This is a genomic window from Lysobacter panacisoli (assembly GCF_009765165.1).
Lineage (GTDB): Bacteria > Pseudomonadota > Gammaproteobacteria > Xanthomonadales > Xanthomonadaceae > Lysobacter_J > Lysobacter_J panacisoli.
Genome location: NZ_VLNU01000002.1, coordinates 1 through 18927 on the forward strand (window position 1 = coordinate 1; position 18927 = coordinate 18927).

The window sequence follows — 18927 nt, forward strand, 5'->3', positions numbered from 1 at the left end:
AGCGCCAATGCCATGCGGTACATCACCAGCAGTGCGCCGCCCGTCAGCGCCGGCCCAATCGTGCCGACGCCGGCCAGCCATTGAGCCCGATCCTTGTCCGTCTCCAGGTTCTGACTGCCGTCGTGGAGGTTCAGGGCGTCGAGGGCGACCATCGCCGCTTCCATCTTCGCCAGGCTCGCGTTGATCATGTCCTCGGCATGCTTGCTTTCACCCGTCAATGCCACGGTGATCTCACCCGGCAGCCCGTTCACCAGGAGGCTGTACACGTCACCGTTGCCGAGGGTCAGCGTCAGCGCCAGCGTGACGATGAAGGCGACACGGCCCGCATCCACCATGCCTTCCATCGCGTTGTGAACCCGCCCCTGCAGGACGCGATAGCCGTACCACAGCAGCCACAGGACTACGATCACCGCTGCGCTTCCGCCTACCCAGCGCATCATTTCGTGGAGCGTGTTGTCGCGGAACGTATCGATTTCCTGATGCAGGAACTCGAAGATGACCTTGTAGTAGAGCCACTGGCCGATGCCGTCCCATTGGGTGCTCAGGCCATCCATCAATCCGGCGGTCAACACCTTGCCCATTCCGTGGCCCTTCCTCTTCGGGAAGGTCAGAGTTGAGTGCACATGCCCGCCAGTCCATAGGAACCGTCTGAACTATCGGCACTGCTAGCGCATAGGGAGGCGAATGACCTTCGGCTTGCTGACGCGACTCACTCGCCCGGCTTGGCCGCTTCCGTAGGTGCCGTGGTCGCATGCCTGCGCAGCAGCACCGCTTCGCGGTGGGCGATGTAGGCGTTCGAGGCGAGGATGATGCCGGCGCCGACCCAGGTCCATGCGTCTACCGTCTCGCCGAACCACAACCAGCCGACCAGCGCCACCAGCGGCAGCTGGACGAAACTGATCGGCGTCAGCGCGGAAACTTCACCCAGTTTGAGTGCGTGCGTCCACAGCACCTGGCCGCCGGTGCCGAACAGGCCCGCGCCGATCACCCACAGCCAGGCGATGCCCTGCGGCCATTCCCACACGAACAGCGCGGGCACGATCGAGATCGGCACCCAGAACAGATACGTGTAGAGGACGATGGTGTTGGCGGCGTCCACGCGCGAGAGCTGCTTGATCTGGATCGCCACCACCGCGCTCAGCACTGCGGCGAGCAGCGCGATCAGCGTGCCGGCGCTGAAATCGGTGGAGCCGGGTCGCACGATCACCAGCACACCGATGAAGCCCAGCGCGACGGCGGCCCAGCGTCGGCCGCGCACGTGTTCGCCCAGGAACAGCACGGCGAGGATGGTCACGAACACCGGTGAGGAATACGACAGCGAGATCGCCTGCGCCAGAGGCAGGTGGCCGATCGCCCAGAAGCCGGCGAGCATCGAGAAGATGCCGATCGAACAACGCACGAAGTAGCGCGACAGCTGCGTGGTGCGCAGCGAGGCCGGGTCCACCCGCATCACCAGCGGCAACACCGCGAGCAGGCCGAACAGGTTGCGGAAGAACGCGATCTCGAACGTGTGCAGCGTGTGCGAGGCGAGGCGGATGGTGATCGCCATCGCGCCGAAGCAGAGCGTGCTGGCGAGCATGAAGCCCGCGGCGCGAAGGGGATGGTGGATCGTCGTCGCGCTCACGGAGTTCTCTTACCAGTCCGCACCGATGACCCGTGGCTCGGGTTCGATGGCGACGTTGAAGCGCCGTTGTACCGATTCGGCGATGCGGCGGGCGAGGTCGAGCAGCTGTTGCCCGGTGGCGCGGCCGTGGTTGACCAGTACCAGCGCGTGCGTCGGCGCCACGCCGGCGTCGCCGTCGCGATGGCCCTTCCAGCCGCAGGCATCGATGAACCACGCGGCCGACAGCTTGCGCGTGTCGGCGTCGCTGCCGCGGAACACCGGCATCGCCGGGTACTCCGCCTGCAACGCCTCGACCAGCGCGGCGGGCACGATGGGATTCTTGAAGAAGCTGCCGGCGTTGCCGAGCACCGCCGGGTCGGGCAGCTTGCGGCGACGGATGGCGATGACCGCTTCGGCGACTTGGCGCGGCGTCGGCGCAGCGATGCCCATCGCGATGAGTTCGTCGCCGATGCCGGCATAGTCGAGCTTCAGCGACGGCGCGCGCGACAGCGCGAATTCCACCGCAGTGACGATGAAGCGGTCGGGCTCGTGTTTGAACACGCTGTCGCGGTAGGCGAACTTGCACGCCTGCGCATCGAGGCGATGCACCTGGCCGGTGGACGGTTCGAACGCTTCCACCGCGTGCACGAATTCGCGCACTTCCACGCCGTAGGCGCCGATGTTCTGGATCGGCGCGGCGCCGACGGTGCCGGGAATCAGTGCCAGGTTCTCCAGCCCGGCGAAGCCGTCGGCGAGCGTGCGCATGACGAAGCCATGCCAGGGCACGCCCGCGTCGGCGCGGACGATGGCGTGGCCGTCGTGTTCCGCGACGATACGCACGCCGTGCGCTGTCAGCGCCAGCAGCGGCATGCCGGGATCGCCGGCGAACAGCAGGTTGCTGCCGCCGCCGATCACCAGCGGCGCGCGCGCGGAGAATTCCGGGCGGGCCAGCAGTTCGGGCAATGCGGCGGCATCGCGCACGTCCGCCAGCAGCGGGGCGGTCGCGGCGACACCGAAGGTGTTGCGGGTTTCCAGCGGGGCATCGTGCAGGACGCGGACGGACTCGCTCATGCGTCGTCCCGCGATGTTTCGCGCATCGCGCTCATACCACCGGCGGCATGTTGCCGCGACTAGGAGCTTCCTTGCGGCGACGCATGGCTTCGACGCATTCGTGGATCAGCCCCGGTCCGCGGTAGACGAGACCGGTGTAGCACTGCACCAGGGTCGCGCCCGCGGCCATCTTCGCTGCCGCATCGGGGCCGGAGAGGATGCCGCCGACGCCGATCATCGGGATCGCCTCGGGCAGGCGCGTGCGCATCATGCGCAGCACGGCAGTGGCCTGGCCCAGCAGTGGTTTGCCGGACAGGCCGCCGATCTCGTTGGCGTGCGGCGCACCTTCGATACCGATGCGCGAGACCGTGGTGTTGGTGGCGATCACGCCGTCCACCTGCAGGTCGCCGAGCACGCGCGCGGCGGCCTCTACGTCGTCGTCGCTGAGGTCGGGCGCGATCTTCACCAGCATCGGCACGCGCTTGCCGTGCACGCCGGCAAGACGCTCCTGCGCGTCGCGCAGCGTGCCGATCAGCCGGCGCAGCGCCTGTTCTTCCTGCAGCTCACGCAGGCCCGCGGTGTTGGGCGAGGAAATGTTGACGGTGACGTAATCGGCGAGCGGGTACACGCGCTCCAGGCAGAGCAGGTAATCCAGCTCGGCGGAGTCGTTGGGCGTGTCCTTGTTCTTGCCGATGTTGATGCCGAGCAGGCCGTTGCGGCGCTTGGCCTTCTCGACATTGCGCACCAGCGCGTCCACGCCGCCGTTGTTGAAACCCAGCCGGTTGATGACGGCCTGCTGGTCGGGCAGGCGGAACATGCGCGGCTTCGGGTTGCCTTCCTGCGGACGCGGCGTGACCGTGCCGACCTCGACGAAGCCGAACCCCAGCGCGAGCAGCGCGTCGATGTGCGCGCCGTTCTTGTCCAGCCCGGCGGCGAGGCCGACCGGGTTGGGGAAGGTCAGGCCGAACGCGCGCGTCGGCAGCGGTGCGGGCCGGCGGGCCAGCAGCACGCTCGTGCCGCTGCGGTACGCGGCCTCCATCGCCTGGAGGGCGACGCCGTGGGCGGTCTCCGCATCGAAACCGAACAGGAAGGGGCGCGCGAGTCCGTACATGCCGGTCCGTCAGAGATCGAACTTGATGCCCTGGGCCAGCGGCAGCGCGTCCGAGTAGTTGATGGTGTTGGTCTGGCGACGCATGTAAGCCCTCCACGCATCGGAGCCCGATTCGCGGCCACCGCCGGTTTCCTTCTCGCCGCCGAACGCACCGCCGATCTCGGCGCCGGAGGTGCCGATGTTGACGTTGGCGATGCCGCAGTCCGAGCCGGCCGCCGACAGGAACGCCTCGGCCGCCTTGAGGTTCTGGGTGAAGATCGACGACGACAGGCCCTGCGGCACGTCGTTCTGCATGTGGATGGCGTCGTCCAGGTTCTTGTACTTCATCACGTACAGGATCGGCGCGAACGTCTCGTGCTGGACGATCTCCGCGTCGTTGCCCAGGCCGGTGACGATGGTCGGCAGGACGAAGTTGCCCGGACGGTCGATCGCGGCACCGCCGGTCTCGACCTTGCCACCGGCCGCCTTGGCCTTCTCGACGGCGTCGAGGTAGGCCTGCACGGCGTCGCGGCTGTTGAGCGGGCCCATCAGGTTGGTCGGGTCGGTCGGATCGCCGATCTTCTTCTCGACCTGCTTGTACGCGGCGATCAGCTTGGCGAGGACGTCGTCGTAGATCGACTCGTGCACGAACAGGCGGCGCGTGGTGGTGCAGCGCTGGCCGGCGGTGCCGACCGCGCCGAAGGCGATCGCGGGAATGGCGAGCTTCAGGTCGGCCGAGGGGTCGACGATGATCGCGTTGTTGCCGCCCAGCTCGAGCAGCGAGCGGCCCATGCGGCGCGCGACGCGCTCGCCGACGATGCGGCCGACCTTGGTCGAGCCGGTGAAGCTGATCAGCGGGATGCGCTTGTCGTCGACGAAGGTCGAGGCGAGCTCGGTGCCGGCGTCGTTGAACAGGAAGAAGATGTCCGGGAAACCGCCGGCCTTCAGCGCCTCGTTGCAGATCTTCATCGACGCGATGGCCGACAGCGGGGTCTTGGGCGAGGGCTTCCAGATCGTGATGTCGCCGCAGATCGCCGCGATGAACGAGTTCCAGGCCCACACCGCGACCGGGAAGTTGAACGCGGAGATCACGCCGACCAGGCCGATCGGATGCCACTGCTCGTACATGCGGTGGCCGGGACGCTCGGAATGCATGGTCAGGCCGTACAGCTGGCGCGACAGGCCGACCGCGAAGTCGCCGATGTCGATCATCTCCTGCACTTCGCCGTCGCCTTCCGGCTTGGACTTGCCCATCTCCAGCGCGACCAGCGAACCCAGCGCGTCCTTGTGCTTGCGCAGCGCGTCGGCGCACAGGCGGATGGCTTCGCCGCGACGCGGTGCCGGGGTGGTGCGCCACACCTTGTAGGCGGCCTGGGCGCGCTCGACGATGGTGTCGTAGTCGGCCTGCGAGGACGCGTGGACCTTCGCCAGCACCTCTCCGTTGGTCGGGTTGACCGACTCCAGCACGCCGGCGTCGCGGGTAGCGGACCACTGGCCGCTGCCAAGGAAGGTGCCGGATTCGGTGTCGGCCAGGCCGAGCGCGGTGAGGACGGGGTGGGTCATCGAAAGCTCCTGGGTTCGGGGCGGGCAACAGGCCGGAAGCGGGGGCTTCGCGGGGACGATTGCATTGCTCGCCGCAATGGCGGCCCCGACACGATTCGAACGTGCGACCTTCCCCTTAGGAGGGGGACGCTCTATCCAGCTGAGCTACGGGGCCATTAGCCGCGCATTTTCGCATGAACGCGCCGGATCCGGGCCGGGGTTTTTCGAGGCCGTGGTGGCACTTGCGCGCGCGGACCACGCCGATCAGGCCGCGGGACCGGCGGGAACGTCGTCCGGGTCCGCCGGCTGGCCGCGCGCGACCACGGTGGTCGCGGTGAGATCGCCGGTGACGTTGCCGAGCGTGGCGAATACGTCGGGAATCGTGTCCAGGGCCAGCAGCACGCCGAGCGGTTCGACCGGCAGGCCCATCGCTTGCGTGACCGGCATGTTGGTGGCCATGAAGCTGACCTGCCCGGGCAGGCCGACCGAGCCCATGCTGATCACCACCGCCAGCGCCGCGCCCGCCGCGAGCTGGGCGACGCTCAGGTCCACGCCGTAGGCCCAGGCGATGAACGCCGCCACGCCCATGTACTGGATCGGGCTGGTGATGCGGAACAGCGACACCGCCATCGGCAGGACCAGCGAGGTCACGCTCAGCGGGTGGCCGAGGCGTTCGCGCGAGGATTCGATCATCGCAGGCAGCGAGGCCAGCGACGACTGCGTGCTGGCCGCCACGACCTGCGCCGGCGCGATCGCCGAGGCGAAGCGGCGCAGGCGTTCGCGCCCGGCCAGCACGGCAATGGGGTACATCAGCGCGGTCGCGCACAGGTACATGGCCGACAGGATCGCGATGTACCAGCCGAACGCGCCGATCATGCCGTGGCCCACGCGCGCGCATACCGCCAGCACCAGCGCGAACACGCCGATCGGCGCGACCCACAGCACCCAGTGCACGATCACGATCATCACGTCGGCGATGCCCTGCACCAGTTCCAGCACGCGGCTGCGGCGCGTCGCCTCGATGCGGGTCAGGCCGAAGCCGAAGAACAGCGCGAACACCACCAGCGGCAGCATCGCGCTCTGCGCAGCGGCGGCGATGGCATTGCTCGGGATGATCCCGGCGAACCATTCGGCCAGCGAGCTGGGCAACGACAGCTGCGCCGCGCCGGCGGTCGCCGCGCGCAGCGATTCGGCCAGTCCTTCCTGGCGCGGCACGAACGAGAACAGGATCGGCGCGACGATCGCCGCGTAGGCCGCGCACAGGCTCAGGATCACCACGAAGGTCACGATCGCGCGGCGCGCGGTGCGCCCCGACGCGGCGGCGTCCGTGGCGTGGTTCACGCCCAGCACGACCAGCGCGGCGACCAGCGGCACCACCGTCATCTGCAGCGCGTTGAGCCACAGCCGGCCCACCGGCGCCACCAGGTCCGCCACCTTCACCGCCAGCACGGGATCGCCCCAGGCCAGCAAAAGGCCGATCACGGCGCCGAGGAAGAGTGCGAGCAGGACGCGGGCGGTGTTCGACATCGGGTATCCAGAAGGGAAGGGCGGGTCGGGACGGACGCGATGTCCGGCCCGATATTCTCATCGAGCCGGCGTCGCCGGCGGCAGGGCCCAATCGTGGCGCAGTCGTTCCAGTTCGTCATGGGGCAATAACACGAAGACCGGTCGCCGCGCCGGCGACAGCCACGCCAGCAGTGCCTGCATCGCCGGTTCCGCCATCGCGGTGCAGCCGGCGGTCGCCTCGCCGGGCGCCTTCCACAGGTGGGCGAAGATGCAACTGCCCGCGCCGCTGCGGTTGTCGGGGTTGTGTTCGATCACGAAACCCAGCTTGTAGCGCTGGTCGCCGTTGGCGAGCAGGTCGCGGCGCATGGGCTCGCTCGAACCGGCCACCGCCGCTTCGCCAACTTCGCGCGAATCGACGATGCGGTTGTAGAGCGGCGAGCCGTTGACGTCGATGCACCAGTCCGAGGCGTTCATGCCCTGATACGGCCAGCCCGTGTCGGCGCGGTCCGCGTAACCGAACGCGGTGCCGATGCGGAACACGCCTGCCGGCGCGCGGCCATCGCCTTCGCGCTTCTGCGGCCCGTTCGACTGCGCCGGATGCAGGCCGACGCCCCACGCCGAGCCGCTGCGGCCGACGGTGATGGGCTGGGCCTGTCCGACTTCGCGCCATCGCGTTCCGTCGCGCTCGAAATGACGCAGCGAACCGGTGGTGGCGTCCCAGTCCGGCGTGACCACCAGCACCAGCTGCTGGGCGTCGGCCCATGCGAGCTCGGCCTTCCTCGTGCCGGTGGCGCAGGCCGCCAGGCACAGCACGGACAGGATCAGGCAGGCACGCAGCAGGGTCTTGGCGGCAGGCATCGGCATCCTCGGGTGGGTCAGCTGTCGAGCAGGTCGTGGATGCGCTCGAAATTGCGGTCGAGCTGCATGCGGCGCTCCTCGCTCGCGTCGCACAGCAGCACGAAGATCAGATCGAGCAGGTGCTGCAATGCGGACTGGTAGAGCAACGGTTCGATATGGCGGCGCTCGTCGTGCGCGGACACCAGCAGGGCCGCATCGGCGTGCGCGCGCAGCGGATTGGGCGTATGCCGGGTCACCGACACGACCTTGCCGTCGCGTTCGCGGAACAGGTGGCTGATCTGGCACAGCGCCGGCTGGCGGCCGTGTTCGGAGAACACCAGCAGCACGTCGCCACGCGCGCAGGTGGAGACGCCGGCCTGCATCAGCATCGCGTCGACGTAGTGCACCGTCAGCACGCCGAGCATCGACAGCCGCGTGGCGAACGCGCGTGCCGGGATGCCGTCCTCGCCCAGGCCGATGATGAACACCTTGCCGGCCTGCTGGATCGCATGGGCGATGGCGTCGATGCGTTCGGGCGGATTGATCAGCCGCGTTTCGGCCTCGGCCAGCGCCTTGAGGTGCCACAGGTTCTCGGCGAGCGCCGCATGCGGATCGTCGCGACGGACGTCGGCGGTGCCGGTTTCCTCGGCACCGTCGCCGCGCGCCACCGCCTGCCCGATCGAGTACTTGAGGTCCGGATAGCCCTTGTATCCGAGCTTCTGGCTGAACTTCACCACGCTCGACTGGCTGATGCCGAGCGCGTTGGCGAGCTGCTGCGAAGAGTAGTCGCGCAACAGGTGCGCGTTCTCCAGCAGGAAGTCCGCAATGCGCCGTTCGATGGCCGACATCTGGTCGCGTTCCGCGCGGATCTTCAGCAGTGGCGACATGCCCGCTCCACTCAGTCGGGAAGGAGTTCCAGGCCGCGGATCTCGCGGATGCCCAGGCCGGGCGCGTCGGTCACCGAGATTTCCGACTCGTTGAAGATGACGCCCCCGTCGACCGGATTGAACGCGCTCAGCGACGGTCCGTCCAGATCCACCTTGGTGATCGCGTTGGACTTGGCCACCGCCAGGTGCACGGCAGCGGCGACGCTGATGCTGCTTTCGAGCATGCAGCCGATCATGCATTCCACGTCGTACAGCGCGGCGATGTCGGCGATGCGGATCGCATTGGACAGGCCGCCGGTCTTCATCAGCTTGATGTTGATGATGTCGGCCGCGCGCATGCGGATCAGGTCGATCACCTCGGTCGGTCCGAACACGCTCTCGTCGGCCATGATCGGCGTGTGGACGCGCTCGGTGACGTATTTCATGCCGTCCAGGTCCTGCGCCTTGACCGGCTGTTCGACCAGCTCCAGGCGCACGCCGGCGTCCTCGAGCATGTTGATCGCATGCACGGCCTGTTTTGCGGTCCAGCCCTGGTTGGCGTCCAGTCGCAGCAGGGCGCGGCCTTCGACGGCGGCGTAGATCGCCTTGACCCGCTCGATGTCCACGCCGATGTCCTTGCCGACCTTGATCTTCAGCGACTCGAAGCCGCGTTCCACCGCGCTGATCGAGTCGGCCACCATCTTGTCGATGTAATCCACGCTGATGGTGATGTCGGTGGTGATCACCGGATCGCCGCCGCCGAGCATCTTGTACAGCGGCACGCCGTAGAGCTGGCCGAACAGGTCGTATACCGCGATCTCCACCGCGGCCTTGGCGCTGGTGTTCTTCTCCAGCGCGGTCTGGATGAGCTGGGTGATGCGGTTGAGGTTGGCGATTTCCTGGCCGATCAGGCGCGGCGCGATGAACTTGCGGATCGCTTCGATGATCGAGCCGTGGGTGTCGCCGGTGATGACTGCGGTGGCCGGCGCTTCGCCGTAGCCGATCTGGCCCGTGTCGGTGTGCACCGCGACCACGATGTCCTCCACCGCTTCGACCGTGCGCAGCGCGGTCTTGAACGGCGTCTTCAGCGGTACGCGCAGCATGCCGAATCGGATGTCGGTGATTTTCATTCTTCGTGTTCGAGGGATGGAGTACGGGTAGGGTGGCGGCGCCCGGTTACGGGCGGATGCGCTGGATGTTGGTGATGCGGTCCACGAAGCTCTGTTTCTCGTTGAACAGCAACGGCGACAGCGGCGAAACGGTGACACCGTTGGTGCGCGCGCGCATGGTCTTGCCGTCGCCGTCCTTGAACGTCAGGCCGGTGGTGTCGTGGATCACGTAGGGCTCCCCGTCGATCTGGCCGATGACCATCATCACGTGGCCGGGGATGTAGACCAGGTCGCCGACCTGGAGTTCACGCACCGCCGGATCGCGGCGATCGCGGCCGTCCTTCGCGTCGAAGGCGATGCGGTTGAGCGCCGGGCTTACCGCCTGGTCGCTGGTGTTGCGCGGCAGCTGCACGCCCATGCTGCGGTAGATCTCGGAGACGAAGCCGCTGCAGTCGCGGGCGTTGTAGCTGTGGCCCCAGCCGTAGCGCTCGCCGAGGAACTTGAAGCCCTGTTCGATCAGGTTGCGCTTGTTGAGCGACAGATAGTCCGCATCGCTGGGCTCGCGCCGCGGCAGCAGCGCAGGCGCGAAGCGCAGGCGCCCATCGGCTTCGCGTACGGGCAGTTCGATCACGTCGGCCGTGTAGGCGTGCTGTCCGTTGACCGGACGTCCCACCGGCCAGTCCGCCAGCAGCGGCACGCGCACGCCCATGTCGAGCTGAAGTTCGGACACCGCCGGCTCTTCCGGCGTGAACACAGTGGTCGCGCGCGCGCCGGTGACGATGCGATAGGGCGTCTTGCGGCCGTAGCCGAACACCTGATCGGCGCTACCCTGCGCGACGAAGCGCTTCTCGATCCACGCTGCGTAGCGCGTGTTGACCACGAACCACCACTCGCCGTCCCGGCTTTCGTGCGCGATCACCACCGGATCGCCCGGGAACAGGCCGCTTTCCTGGAAGCGGTCGATGTCGTGGTCGTCGCTGGAATTGAACACGCGGGTGCGCGTCGGGAAGGTGCGCAGGTCGGCGCGATGCACCACCAGTCCGTAGCGCGTTTCCTGTCGCTGCGGGATGGCCTGCGGCTGCGCGTTCGCGACGATCGCGTCGAGTGCCTCGCGCGTGAGCATTTCCCCGCGCTCGTCGTAGATCGCGCGGGTCGGGCGCTTCGACAGTCCTTCGACCCAGCCGGCGACGCGGGCGCGGTCGAGTTCGGCCGGCAGCGCCTGCAGGTCGTGCATGCTGCGGTCGAGCTGCATCAGCTTCGCGTTCTGCGCGGCGATCGCGGCGGCGTCCATCACCACCCGGTCGGCGTCGGCCTGGCGCTGCACCCAGAACGCCGGGTCCAGCTGCGCGCGCTCGACGCCGACGACGCCGGTATCGGGCACGGTCCAGGCGCGTTCGAACGCCGCCGCCTGCGGGGTCGCGAAGGACAGGAAGGCGAGGGCGGCGAGCGTGGCGATCAGTCGCATGGCACGGAATCCGGTGTCGGGCGGGCAAACCGGCGTGCGCGCCGGCTTTGTGTGAGGCCGCGGGGCGGGCCGTGCCGACGCGAACAGCCCGCGGCTCGGCGGGAATTCCGCGTCGCTGAGCCTGCCCGGTTCGATCATCGCGTCCCCTCATGGCCGCCGGATATTGATGGCGGCCGGCTGGGCAGAATAGATACTTCTTTTTCTTGGATAGTCAAGAATAAATTATTGACCGGGTACTCCAGTCATGTTACACAGCCATGAAATCGACACCCAGTGAGTCGGCTGCGACGTGGACGGTCCCTTGTTACCGCTGCAATCGCCAGTGCCCGGCACGCGTCCAACGCGCGTGATCGCCGGGGCCATGCTGACCCTCGCACTCGCCGCGGCCGCCGGTGCCGCTCCGACCTCCCAACCGCTTCCCGCTGCGATGGCGGAGATCGACGCCGGCCGTTTTGCCGACGCGACCGCGCGGATCGACGAGGCGCTCGCACGGCCCGGCGTCGATGCCGAAAGCCGTGATGCGCTGGAGTTCCAGCGCGAACGTATGCGCCGCATGCGGCTGGATTTCGACCTGACCGAGGCCGAGGCGAAGGCGCAGCTGCGCGAACGCATTCCGGACTTGCGCGACGAGGAGTTCGCACGCTGGACCGCGTCGAACCAGCTCGAGCATCTGGTGATCGACGGGCAGCCGTTCTACTTCAGCCGATCCGTCTCGAACCTGTTCCGTGTGAGCCCCGAGGCGGTGGCGCGTCGCGCCGCGCCGTTCAAGCCCACCGAAGGGCCGATGGAAAGCGCGAACGCCTACCACGACGAGGCCGTCGCGCAGTCGCGCAGCAGTGGCGACACGAGCGTCGCACCGCGACGCGTGCGCGTGACCCAGTCGATCTCCGTGAATGCCGATGCGGTGCCGACCGGTCAAACCGTGCGCGCGTGGATTCCGTATCCGCGTTCGCTGCGGGGCCAGCAGGAAGATATCCGCTTCGTGTCCAGCGTGCCGGACAAGCATGCGATCGCACCCGAATCGACGATGCAGCGCACGGTGTACCTGGAAGAGGCGGCGACGAAGGGCAAGCCGACGACGTTCTCGATCACATACGAGCTGACGATCTTCGGCCAGCACCATCGCATCGATCCGGCCAAGGTCACCGCACTGGGCGATCGCCCGGATCTTGCGCCGTACCTGTCCGAGCGTGCGCCGCACATCGTCTTCACCGACGACCTGCGCGCGTTCTCGCAGCGCGTCGTCGGCGACGAGAAGAACCCGTACCGCATCGCGCAGAAGCTGTTCCAGGCGGTGGACCGGATTCCGTGGGCCGGTGCGCGCGAGTACTCGACGATCACCAACATCAGCGACTACGCACTGCATGCCGGCCACGCCGACTGCGGGCAGCAGACGCTGTTGCTGATGGCGCTGCTGCGGCTCAACGGGATTCCGTCGAAGTGGCAGTCGGGCATGGTCTATTCCGACGGCAGCTACGACAACCTCCACGACTGGGGCGCGCTGTATCTGGCGCCCTATGGCTGGGTGCCGATGGACGTGACCACCGGCCAGTTCAAGGACGCGCGCGATCCGGACGTCGAATGGTTCTATCTCGGCGGGCTGGACGCCTACCGCATCGCGTTCAACGACGACTACGGAACGGATTTCGTTCCGGCGAAACGGCATTTCCGGTCCGAGACCGTGGACTCGCAACGCGGCGAAGTGGAGTGGGCAGGGGGCAACCTCTACTTCGACCAGTGGGATTACGCGTTCGCCGCACAGGTGCTGCCGGCGACGCGTTGAAGGTCAACCAGTTTTCTTTTGCATTTCAACCTTGTGAGAGAGGGGAGAGGGGAATGAGCGGCAAGGTTTTGCGTAAGGCAGCGCTGTGCCTGGCATTGGGCACGTGCATGGCGTCGATGGCGCCGTTGGCGATGGCACAGAACGTCACCGGTTCGGTCGCGGGTCGGGCCAGTGCTGGCGACCAGATCACCGTGGTCAACAAGGCCACCGGCCTGAGCCGCACGGCCACTGTCGATGCCAATGGCACTTATCGCCTGGGCCAGTTGCCGGTGGGCGACTACAGCCTGCAGGTGAACCGCTCGGGGCAAGCTGTCGGCGACGCGGTGGCGGTGAACGTCTCGCTGGGCAACACGACGACGGTCAACCTGGGCAGCTCCGGCAGTGTCGTCAACCTCGAATCGGTGCAGGTCGTCGGCTCGCGCGTGGTCAACCGCGTGGACGTCAGCTCGACCGAAACGGCCACCAACATCACCCGTGAGGAACTCGCACGTCTGCCGGTGCAGCAGAGCATCGAAGCGGTCGTCCAGCTCGCCCCGGGCGTGCAGGCCGGCAACGCGACGTTCGGCGGCCTGACCTTCAGCGGTTCCTCGGTGGCCGAGAACGCCGTCTACATCAACGGCCTCAACGTCACCGACTTCTACACGCGACAGGGCTTCTCCAGCGTTCCGTTCGCGTTCTACCGCGAGTTCCAGGTCAAGACCGGCGGCTATTCGGTGGAGTTCGGCCGCAGCACCGGTGGCGTGGTCAACACGATCACGCGTTCGGGCACCAACGAAGTCGAAGGTGGCGTGGAGATCACGTTCGAGCCAGCCGCCATGCGGTCCTCGGCCGATGATCAGTACCACTCGGACGGCACCGTGCATGCGCTGGCCAGCCGTGACACCCAGCAGTTCACCAAGGCCAACGTCTGGGGATCCGGCCCGCTGGTGCGCGACCGCCTGTTCCTGTTCGCGATGTACGAGCAGCGCGACACCGGCGAGCGCAACACCAACGACCCCGGCAACACCTGGACTGACAGCGACACGAACGACGGGTTCTGGGGCGCCAAGCTGGACTGGAACATCACCGACAACCACCTGCTTGAAGTACTGGCCTTCTCCGACAAGTCCGATACGGAGGCGGCGGCGTACAACTACGTCTTCGCCACGGGCGAGATCGGCGCCTACCAGGGCGACAGCTTCTCCACGACGGGTGGCGACAACTGGTCGCTCACCTACACCGGTCACATGACCGAGAACTTCGTCGCCAAGGCGATGTACGGCATCAACAATCGCAGCAGTTTCGTGCGTTCGGCATTGGATGAACAGTGCAGCCGGGTGACGGCCGGCTCCAGCTACTCGACGATCTACAACTCGATGGGCAGGCCGGTGCTTGGCTGCCATCCGACCGGAAACTCGGTGGTCAACCGGGACGACGAACGCGAAGCCTCGCGCCTGGACTTCGAATGGAGCCTGGGGGATCACCTGCTCCGCTTCGGTTTCGATCGCGAACTGATGACCACCGAGCAGTCCTCGCGCTATCCGGGCCCGGAGGGTCAGACCTACACCGCCATCACCGTCGTACCCGGCCAGGAGATCTGGGACACGTCGGGCGCATTCGTGCCGGCAGGCGTCACCCAGGCCATCGACGCGCGCAGGCGCCTGCTGGGCGGTACGTTCGAGACGGAGGCCAATGCCTTCTACATCGAGGACAACTGGAACGTCACGCCCAACTTGCTGCTCAACCTTGGCGTGCGCTGGGACAGCTTCGACAACCGCACGGCGGCCGGCGACAGCTTCATCAAGATTGACGACATGATTGCGCCGCGCGGTGGCTTCTCGTGGGACATGAAGGGTGATGGCAGCACCAAGCTGTACGGCAACCTGGGCCGTTACTACCTGCCCGTCACCAACAACATCAACGTATCGTTCGCTGGTGGCCTGATCGACGAGCACACCTACTACGCTCTCAATGGATGGAGCCAGCAGACCAATCCGGTCACCGGCGCTGCTTACCTGGCGCCCGTGCTCGGCCCGCAGATCGGCCCGGTGGACGACCGCCTGAACGTCGGCGGGGGCGACCTGCGCCAGAGCGTGGACCGCGACATCAAGGCGGTTTACCAGGACGAGTTCATCCTGGGCTACCAGGCCATGCTCGATCCGGCGTGGTCCTGGGGCGTCAATGGCACGTACCGCCGCATGGAACGGGCGCTCGACGACATCCGCATCAACCACACACCATGCGGACCGACCGGCAGCACGCTGTTCCCGATCGGCAATCCCGGCGAGAACCTGACGATCTGGGGCGACGAAAGCATCGGCTGCGCGGCCGAGGGCTGGATCACCATCGACACCTCGAAGGACGGCTACCGCAAGGGCGGCAGTGGCGAGGTCATCGGCTACTACGATCCGGAGCGCACATACAAGGCAGTGGAATTCCAGATCGATCGCGCATGGGACGAGAAGTGGGCGTTCAATGCCTCCTACCTGTGGTCCAAGTCGGAAGGCAACTTCGAAGGCCCAGTAAATTCGGACCTGGGGTATGGCGATACCGGCATGGTCCAGCACTGGGATCACCCGGCCAACAACGAGCGCTACGGCTACCTTTTCAACGACCACCGCCACCAGATCAAGGTGCGCGGCAGCTACGCACTCAACGAGCAGTGGACGTTTGGCGCCAATCTGCAGGCGCAGTCGGGCGGTCCCGTGACGGCCTTCGGCGTCGTATGGCCGAACGACAGCACCGCGGCTGGCAGCTTCACCAATGAGTTTGGCAGCGGCGGATCGGGCTGGATCTGCGTGGATAGATGTTCCGGCCGGGATCCGGTCACCGGCGTTGCGTACACGTACGCGGACCGCGTACTCGAGTACACGCCGCGCGGCGCCTACGGAACCCTGCCGTGGACCTGGACCCTGGGCGCCAACGTGACCTGGAAGTTGCCGGTGGAGACGACCGACCTGCAGGTGCGGTTCACTGTCTTCAACCTGACCAACAACCAGGAGAAGGTCAACATCCACTCTCGCTACGAGGCCGCGCCGGGTGTCTACCGTCCGTACTTCGAGGAGGGCACGCGGTGGCAGTCGCCGCGCTACGCGCAGCTGGTGGTGAGCTGGCGCTTCTGATCGATGTCGCGAACGCCGGGCGGTGCACGCGGCCCGGCCTCGATGGACTGGCGGGCGTGCTGCGAAAGCAGGCGCCCGCATCGCATCGACGGCATGCAATGGATACGACGACATGAGTGTGGTTGAAGGCAAGGCAATGACGGCAATCGCGGACGTGGCCGCATCCAGAACGTTCGACGGCGTCGACCTGCACGCACTGGCCGCGGCGATCCAGACGCCTTTCTACGCATACTCTGCCAATGCGATCCGCCAACGCATCGCCGGTCTGCAGACAGCGTTCGACGGCCTCGATCACCGCATCTGTTACGCGGTGAAGGCCAACTCCAATATTGCGATCCTGCAGTTGATGGCACACCAGGGAATCGGTGCGGACATCGTCTCCGTCGGCGAGCTGCAGCGCAGCCTGGCTGCCGGCATCCCGGCCGAACGCATCGTGTTTTCCGGCGTGGGCAAAACGCGCGAGGAAATCGGCAAGGCACTGGCAGTGGGCGTGTGGCGCTTCAACGTCGAGTCCGCGGACGAGCTCGCGCTGCTGGAGCAGGTGGCGAAAGAGCAGGGCGCATGCGCGCGCGCCGCGGTTCGCATCAATCCGGACGTCGATGCGCAGACGCACGCCAAGATCTCCACCGGCAAGGCCGAGAACAAGTTCGGCGTGTCGATCGACGAGGCCCGACGCTGGTTCGTGCAGTCATCGGGAAGTGCGCACTTGCGACTGGATGGGCTGCACGCGCACATCGGATCGCAGATCCTCAGTCTCGAACCTTTCCGTCGAGCGCTACGGCGCGTGGAGGACTTCCGTCGCGAACTGGTCGAGGCTGGGCACGAGATCCGCAGCGTGGACATCGGCGGCGGCCTCGGCGTGTCGTATCGCGCGGGCCTTGACCGCCCGGTCGACGTGAACGAATACGCGGCGCTGGTGCGCGAGATCTTCGCCAGCTTCAACGGCACGCTGGTGCTCGAGCCCGGGCGGTACCTGGTCGGTGAGGCCGGGATCCTGCTCACGCGCGCGATCCGGGTGAAATCCGCTGGCGAACGGGAGTTCCTGGTCGTCGACGCGGCAATGAACGACTTGCTGCGGCCCTCGCTGTACGAGGCATGGCACGACATCGTGCCGCTGCACGACCGCCGCGAGCCCGCGCGCTACGACGTCGTCGGTCCCGTGTGCGAGACCGGTGATACCTTCGCCCGCGACCGTGCCATGACGCGTTGCCGGGCGGGCGACCTGTTGATGATCGGCGGTGCCGGCGCGTACGGTTCGTCGATGGCATCCACCTACAACTCGCGGCCGCTGACTGCCGAGGTCCTGCTCGACGACGGCCGCTACGCGGTCATCCGTCGTCGCCAGTCCTTCGCCGAGATGGTGGCCGGGGAACAACTACCGCAGGCATGGAATGAAACCTGAGTCGGGTCTCCGCCGCGCCTGCTTCGGCGCGTTGCTCGCCTTCGCGCCGCTACTCGCTTCGGCGGCGCAGACCGATCGCGTCGTTGTCGATGCCGCATTCGACGCAGTCGTGCAGCGTTACCGGTTGCCGGGGCTGGCGCTGGGCATCGTCGAGGACGGACAGGTCGTCTACACGCGCACGACCGGCGAGCGCATCGCCGGCAGCGGCGAGGCCATCGACCGGCAGACGTTGTTCAAGGTCGCGTCCAATACCAAATCGATGACCACCGCGACGCTGGCGCGACTGGTCGATGCGGGCAAGCTGCGCTGGGACGATCCGGTGACGAAATGGTTGCCGCAGTTCCGCATGAACGATGCGTGGGTCGGTCGCGAGATGCAGGTGCGCGACCTGCTGATCCACAACAGCGGGCTGCGCGCGGGCGCGGGCGATCTGATGCTGTGGCCGGAGCCGAACACGTTCACCCGCACCGACATCATCCACGGACTCGCCTACCTGAAACCGCAGCGGAGTTTCCGTTCCGGCTACGACTACGACAACCTGCTGTACATCGTCGCCGGAGAGGTCGCCGCCGCCGCGGGTGGCGCGCCGTACGAATCGCTGGTGCGGCGCGAGGTGTTCGTGCCGCTGGGCATGTCGCGATGCCAGGTCGGACAGTGGAATCGCGCGCAGGTCGGCAACGTCGCGCAGCCGCACATGCGACAGGGCGAACGCAACGTGCCGGTACGCAGCGACGGCGACATCGTGCCGGCCACGACGATGGATCCCGCTGGCGGTGTGCGCTGCAGCCTCGACGACATGCTGCACTGGGTCACGGCATGGCTGAAGCCGTCGCCCGCGACGGTGCAGTGGCTGTCGAAGGAACAGCGCGAAGCCGTGTGGGCGCCGCAGATGCAGATGCCGCTGTCGAAGCGGATGCGCGAATGGGACAACAGCCATTTCTCCGCTTACGGCTATGGCTGGCGCCTCGCCGACGTCGACGGCGCGTTCAAGGTCGCGCACACCGGCACGCTGATGGGCATGTATTCCGCGGTGACGATGCTGCCGGACAAAGGCGTGGGCTTCGTCATCCTGATCAACGGCGAAGGCGAGGACGCGCGCACCGTGCTGAGCCAGGTGCTGGTCAAGCATTACACCCGTCCCGCCGCGCGACTGGACGCCGCGCACTACGCCAGCGAACTGGCACGTGAGGACGCCGCGCGTCCGGCCGCGCAGAAGGCACCGGATACGTCGGCGCGGCGCAAGGCGACGGCGAAGGAGTTCGCGTCGCGGTTTGGTGTGTATCGCGATCCGTGGTTCGGTGAGGCACGGTTATGCGCGGACGGAAACGTGGTGCGCTTTCGTTCGATCAAATCGCCGGTGCTCACCGGCGTGGTACAGAAGGTCGGAGCCGGATGGCTGGTGGACTGGGACGATGCCAGCGTCGATGCCGAGGCGTGGCTGGATTTCGCCCCTCAGGCCGACGGAACGCAGTTGCGCATGAGCAAGGTCGATCCGCAGGCGGACTTCAGCTACGACTATGAAGACCTGGCGTTCCAGCGCGTCGGCGAGTGTGCGCGACCGTGAGTTGCCCGA

Annotated in this window: 14 protein-coding genes and 1 tRNA gene; 4 read left to right on the top strand and 11 right to left on the bottom strand. The window is 67.0% G+C overall.

The features are described from left to right. From FOF45_RS17425 to FOF45_RS17475, 11 genes are all read right to left on the bottom strand, one after another. The coding region (locus FOF45_RS17425; protein ID WP_199244585.1) for a type IV secretion system protein at positions 1–581 on the bottom strand (581 nt) is incomplete at its 3' end. A 128-nt stretch (positions 582–709) separates the two neighbouring features. Continuing rightward, positions 710–1579: a DMT family transporter gene (locus FOF45_RS17430; protein WP_158987914.1), complete on the bottom strand. Its 870-nt coding sequence runs from the start codon at positions 1577–1579 to the stop codon at positions 710–712. Positions 1580–1633: 54 nt separating this feature from the next. Continuing rightward, positions 1634–2674, bottom strand: coding sequence for a UDP-N-acetylmuramate dehydrogenase (gene murB, locus FOF45_RS17435; protein ID WP_158987676.1), 1041 nt, complete (start codon positions 2672–2674; stop codon positions 1634–1636). 31 nt (positions 2675–2705) lie between these two features. Further along, the gene (locus FOF45_RS17440) at positions 2706–3764 is read right to left on the bottom strand and encodes a quinone-dependent dihydroorotate dehydrogenase (RefSeq protein ID WP_158987678.1); all 1059 of its coding nucleotides are present in this window, start codon (positions 3762–3764) and stop codon (positions 2706–2708) included. Between the two features lie 9 nt (positions 3765–3773). Further along, positions 3774–5306 carry an L-piperidine-6-carboxylate dehydrogenase gene (gene amaB / locus FOF45_RS17445; RefSeq protein ID WP_158987680.1) on the bottom strand — a complete coding sequence of 511 codons (1533 nt, stop codon included), beginning with the start codon at positions 5304–5306 and terminating at the stop codon, positions 3774–3776. Positions 5307–5383: 77 nt separating this feature from the next. Further along, positions 5384–5460 (bottom strand) — tRNA-Arg (locus tag FOF45_RS17450). 89 nt (positions 5461–5549) lie between these two features. Continuing rightward, a complete protein-coding gene (locus tag FOF45_RS17455; RefSeq protein ID WP_158987682.1) occupies positions 5550–6812 on the bottom strand; it encodes a dicarboxylate/amino acid:cation symporter in 1263 nt (420 codons plus the stop codon). 57 nt (positions 6813–6869) lie between these two features. Next, positions 6870–7649: a L,D-transpeptidase family protein gene (locus FOF45_RS17460; protein ID WP_158987915.1), complete on the bottom strand. Its 780-nt coding sequence runs from the start codon at positions 7647–7649 to the stop codon at positions 6870–6872. A 17-nt stretch (positions 7650–7666) separates the two neighbouring features. Continuing rightward, the gene (locus FOF45_RS17465) at positions 7667–8515 is read right to left on the bottom strand and encodes a MurR/RpiR family transcriptional regulator (protein ID WP_158987684.1); all 849 of its coding nucleotides are present in this window, start codon (positions 8513–8515) and stop codon (positions 7667–7669) included. An 11-nt stretch (positions 8516–8526) separates the two neighbouring features. Further along, positions 8527–9624 carry a dipeptide epimerase gene (locus FOF45_RS17470; RefSeq protein WP_158987686.1) on the bottom strand — a complete coding sequence of 366 codons (1098 nt, stop codon included), beginning with the start codon at positions 9622–9624 and terminating at the stop codon, positions 8527–8529. Between the two features lie 46 nt (positions 9625–9670). After that, positions 9671–11068: a C40 family peptidase gene (locus tag FOF45_RS17475; RefSeq protein ID WP_158987688.1), complete on the bottom strand. Its 1398-nt coding sequence runs from the start codon at positions 11066–11068 to the stop codon at positions 9671–9673. Positions 11069–11429: 361 nt separating this feature from the next. On the opposite strand from FOF45_RS17475, the gene FOF45_RS17480 reads away from it, so the two are divergent. From FOF45_RS17480 to FOF45_RS17495, 4 genes are all read left to right on the top strand, one after another. Next, a complete protein-coding gene (locus FOF45_RS17480) occupies positions 11430–12851 on the top strand; it encodes a transglutaminase-like domain-containing protein (RefSeq protein WP_158987690.1) in 1422 nt (473 codons plus the stop codon). A gap of 53 nt (positions 12852–12904) precedes the next feature. After that, positions 12905–15952: a TonB-dependent receptor gene (locus FOF45_RS17485; RefSeq protein ID WP_158987692.1), complete on the top strand. Its 3048-nt coding sequence runs from the start codon at positions 12905–12907 to the stop codon at positions 15950–15952. Between the two features lie 136 nt (positions 15953–16088). Next, positions 16089–17354, top strand: a complete 1266-nt coding sequence (lysA, locus tag FOF45_RS17490) for a diaminopimelate decarboxylase (protein ID WP_233264250.1) — start codon at positions 16089–16091, stop codon at positions 17352–17354. Further along, positions 17344–18918 carry a serine hydrolase domain-containing protein gene (locus tag FOF45_RS17495; protein ID WP_158987696.1) on the top strand — a complete coding sequence of 525 codons (1575 nt, stop codon included), beginning with the start codon at positions 17344–17346 and terminating at the stop codon, positions 18916–18918. Before lysA ends, FOF45_RS17495 begins: the two co-directional genes overlap by 11 nt. The last annotated feature ends 9 nt before the right edge of the window (positions 18919–18927 follow it).

Bases quoted from the DNA above. Each gene is read 5' to 3' on its own strand.
- FOF45_RS17430 (WP_158987914.1), bottom strand. From the start codon at position 1,579: ATGCTCGCCAGCACGCTCTGCTTCGGCGCGATGGCGATCACCATCCGC.
- murB (WP_158987676.1), bottom strand. From the start codon at position 2,674: ATGAGCGAGTCCGTCCGCGTCCTGCACGATGCCCCGCTGGAAACCCGC.
- FOF45_RS17440 (WP_158987678.1), bottom strand. From the start codon at position 3,764: ATGTACGGACTCGCGCGCCCCTTCCTGTTCGGTTTCGATGCGGAGACC.
- amaB (WP_158987680.1), bottom strand. From the start codon at position 5,306: ATGACCCACCCCGTCCTCACCGCGCTCGGCCTGGCCGACACCGAATCC.
- FOF45_RS17455 (WP_158987682.1), bottom strand. From the start codon at position 6,812: ATGTCGAACACCGCCCGCGTCCTGCTCGCACTCTTCCTCGGCGCCGTG.
- FOF45_RS17460 (WP_158987915.1), bottom strand. From the start codon at position 7,649: ATGCCTGCCGCCAAGACCCTGCTGCGTGCCTGCCTGATCCTGTCCGTG.
- FOF45_RS17465 (WP_158987684.1), bottom strand. From the start codon at position 8,515: ATGTCGCCACTGCTGAAGATCCGCGCGGAACGCGACCAGATGTCGGCC.
- FOF45_RS17470 (WP_158987686.1), bottom strand. From the start codon at position 9,624: ATGAAAATCACCGACATCCGATTCGGCATGCTGCGCGTACCGCTGAAG.
- FOF45_RS17475 (WP_158987688.1), bottom strand. From the start codon at position 11,068: ATGCGACTGATCGCCACGCTCGCCGCCCTCGCCTTCCTGTCCTTCGCG.
- FOF45_RS17480 (WP_158987690.1), top strand. From the start codon at position 11,430: ATGCTGACCCTCGCACTCGCCGCGGCCGCCGGTGCCGCTCCGACCTCC.
- FOF45_RS17485 (WP_158987692.1), top strand. From the start codon at position 12,905: ATGAGCGGCAAGGTTTTGCGTAAGGCAGCGCTGTGCCTGGCATTGGGC.
- lysA (WP_233264250.1), top strand. From the start codon at position 16,089: ATGACGGCAATCGCGGACGTGGCCGCATCCAGAACGTTCGACGGCGTC.
- FOF45_RS17495 (WP_158987696.1), top strand. From the start codon at position 17,344: ATGAAACCTGAGTCGGGTCTCCGCCGCGCCTGCTTCGGCGCGTTGCTC.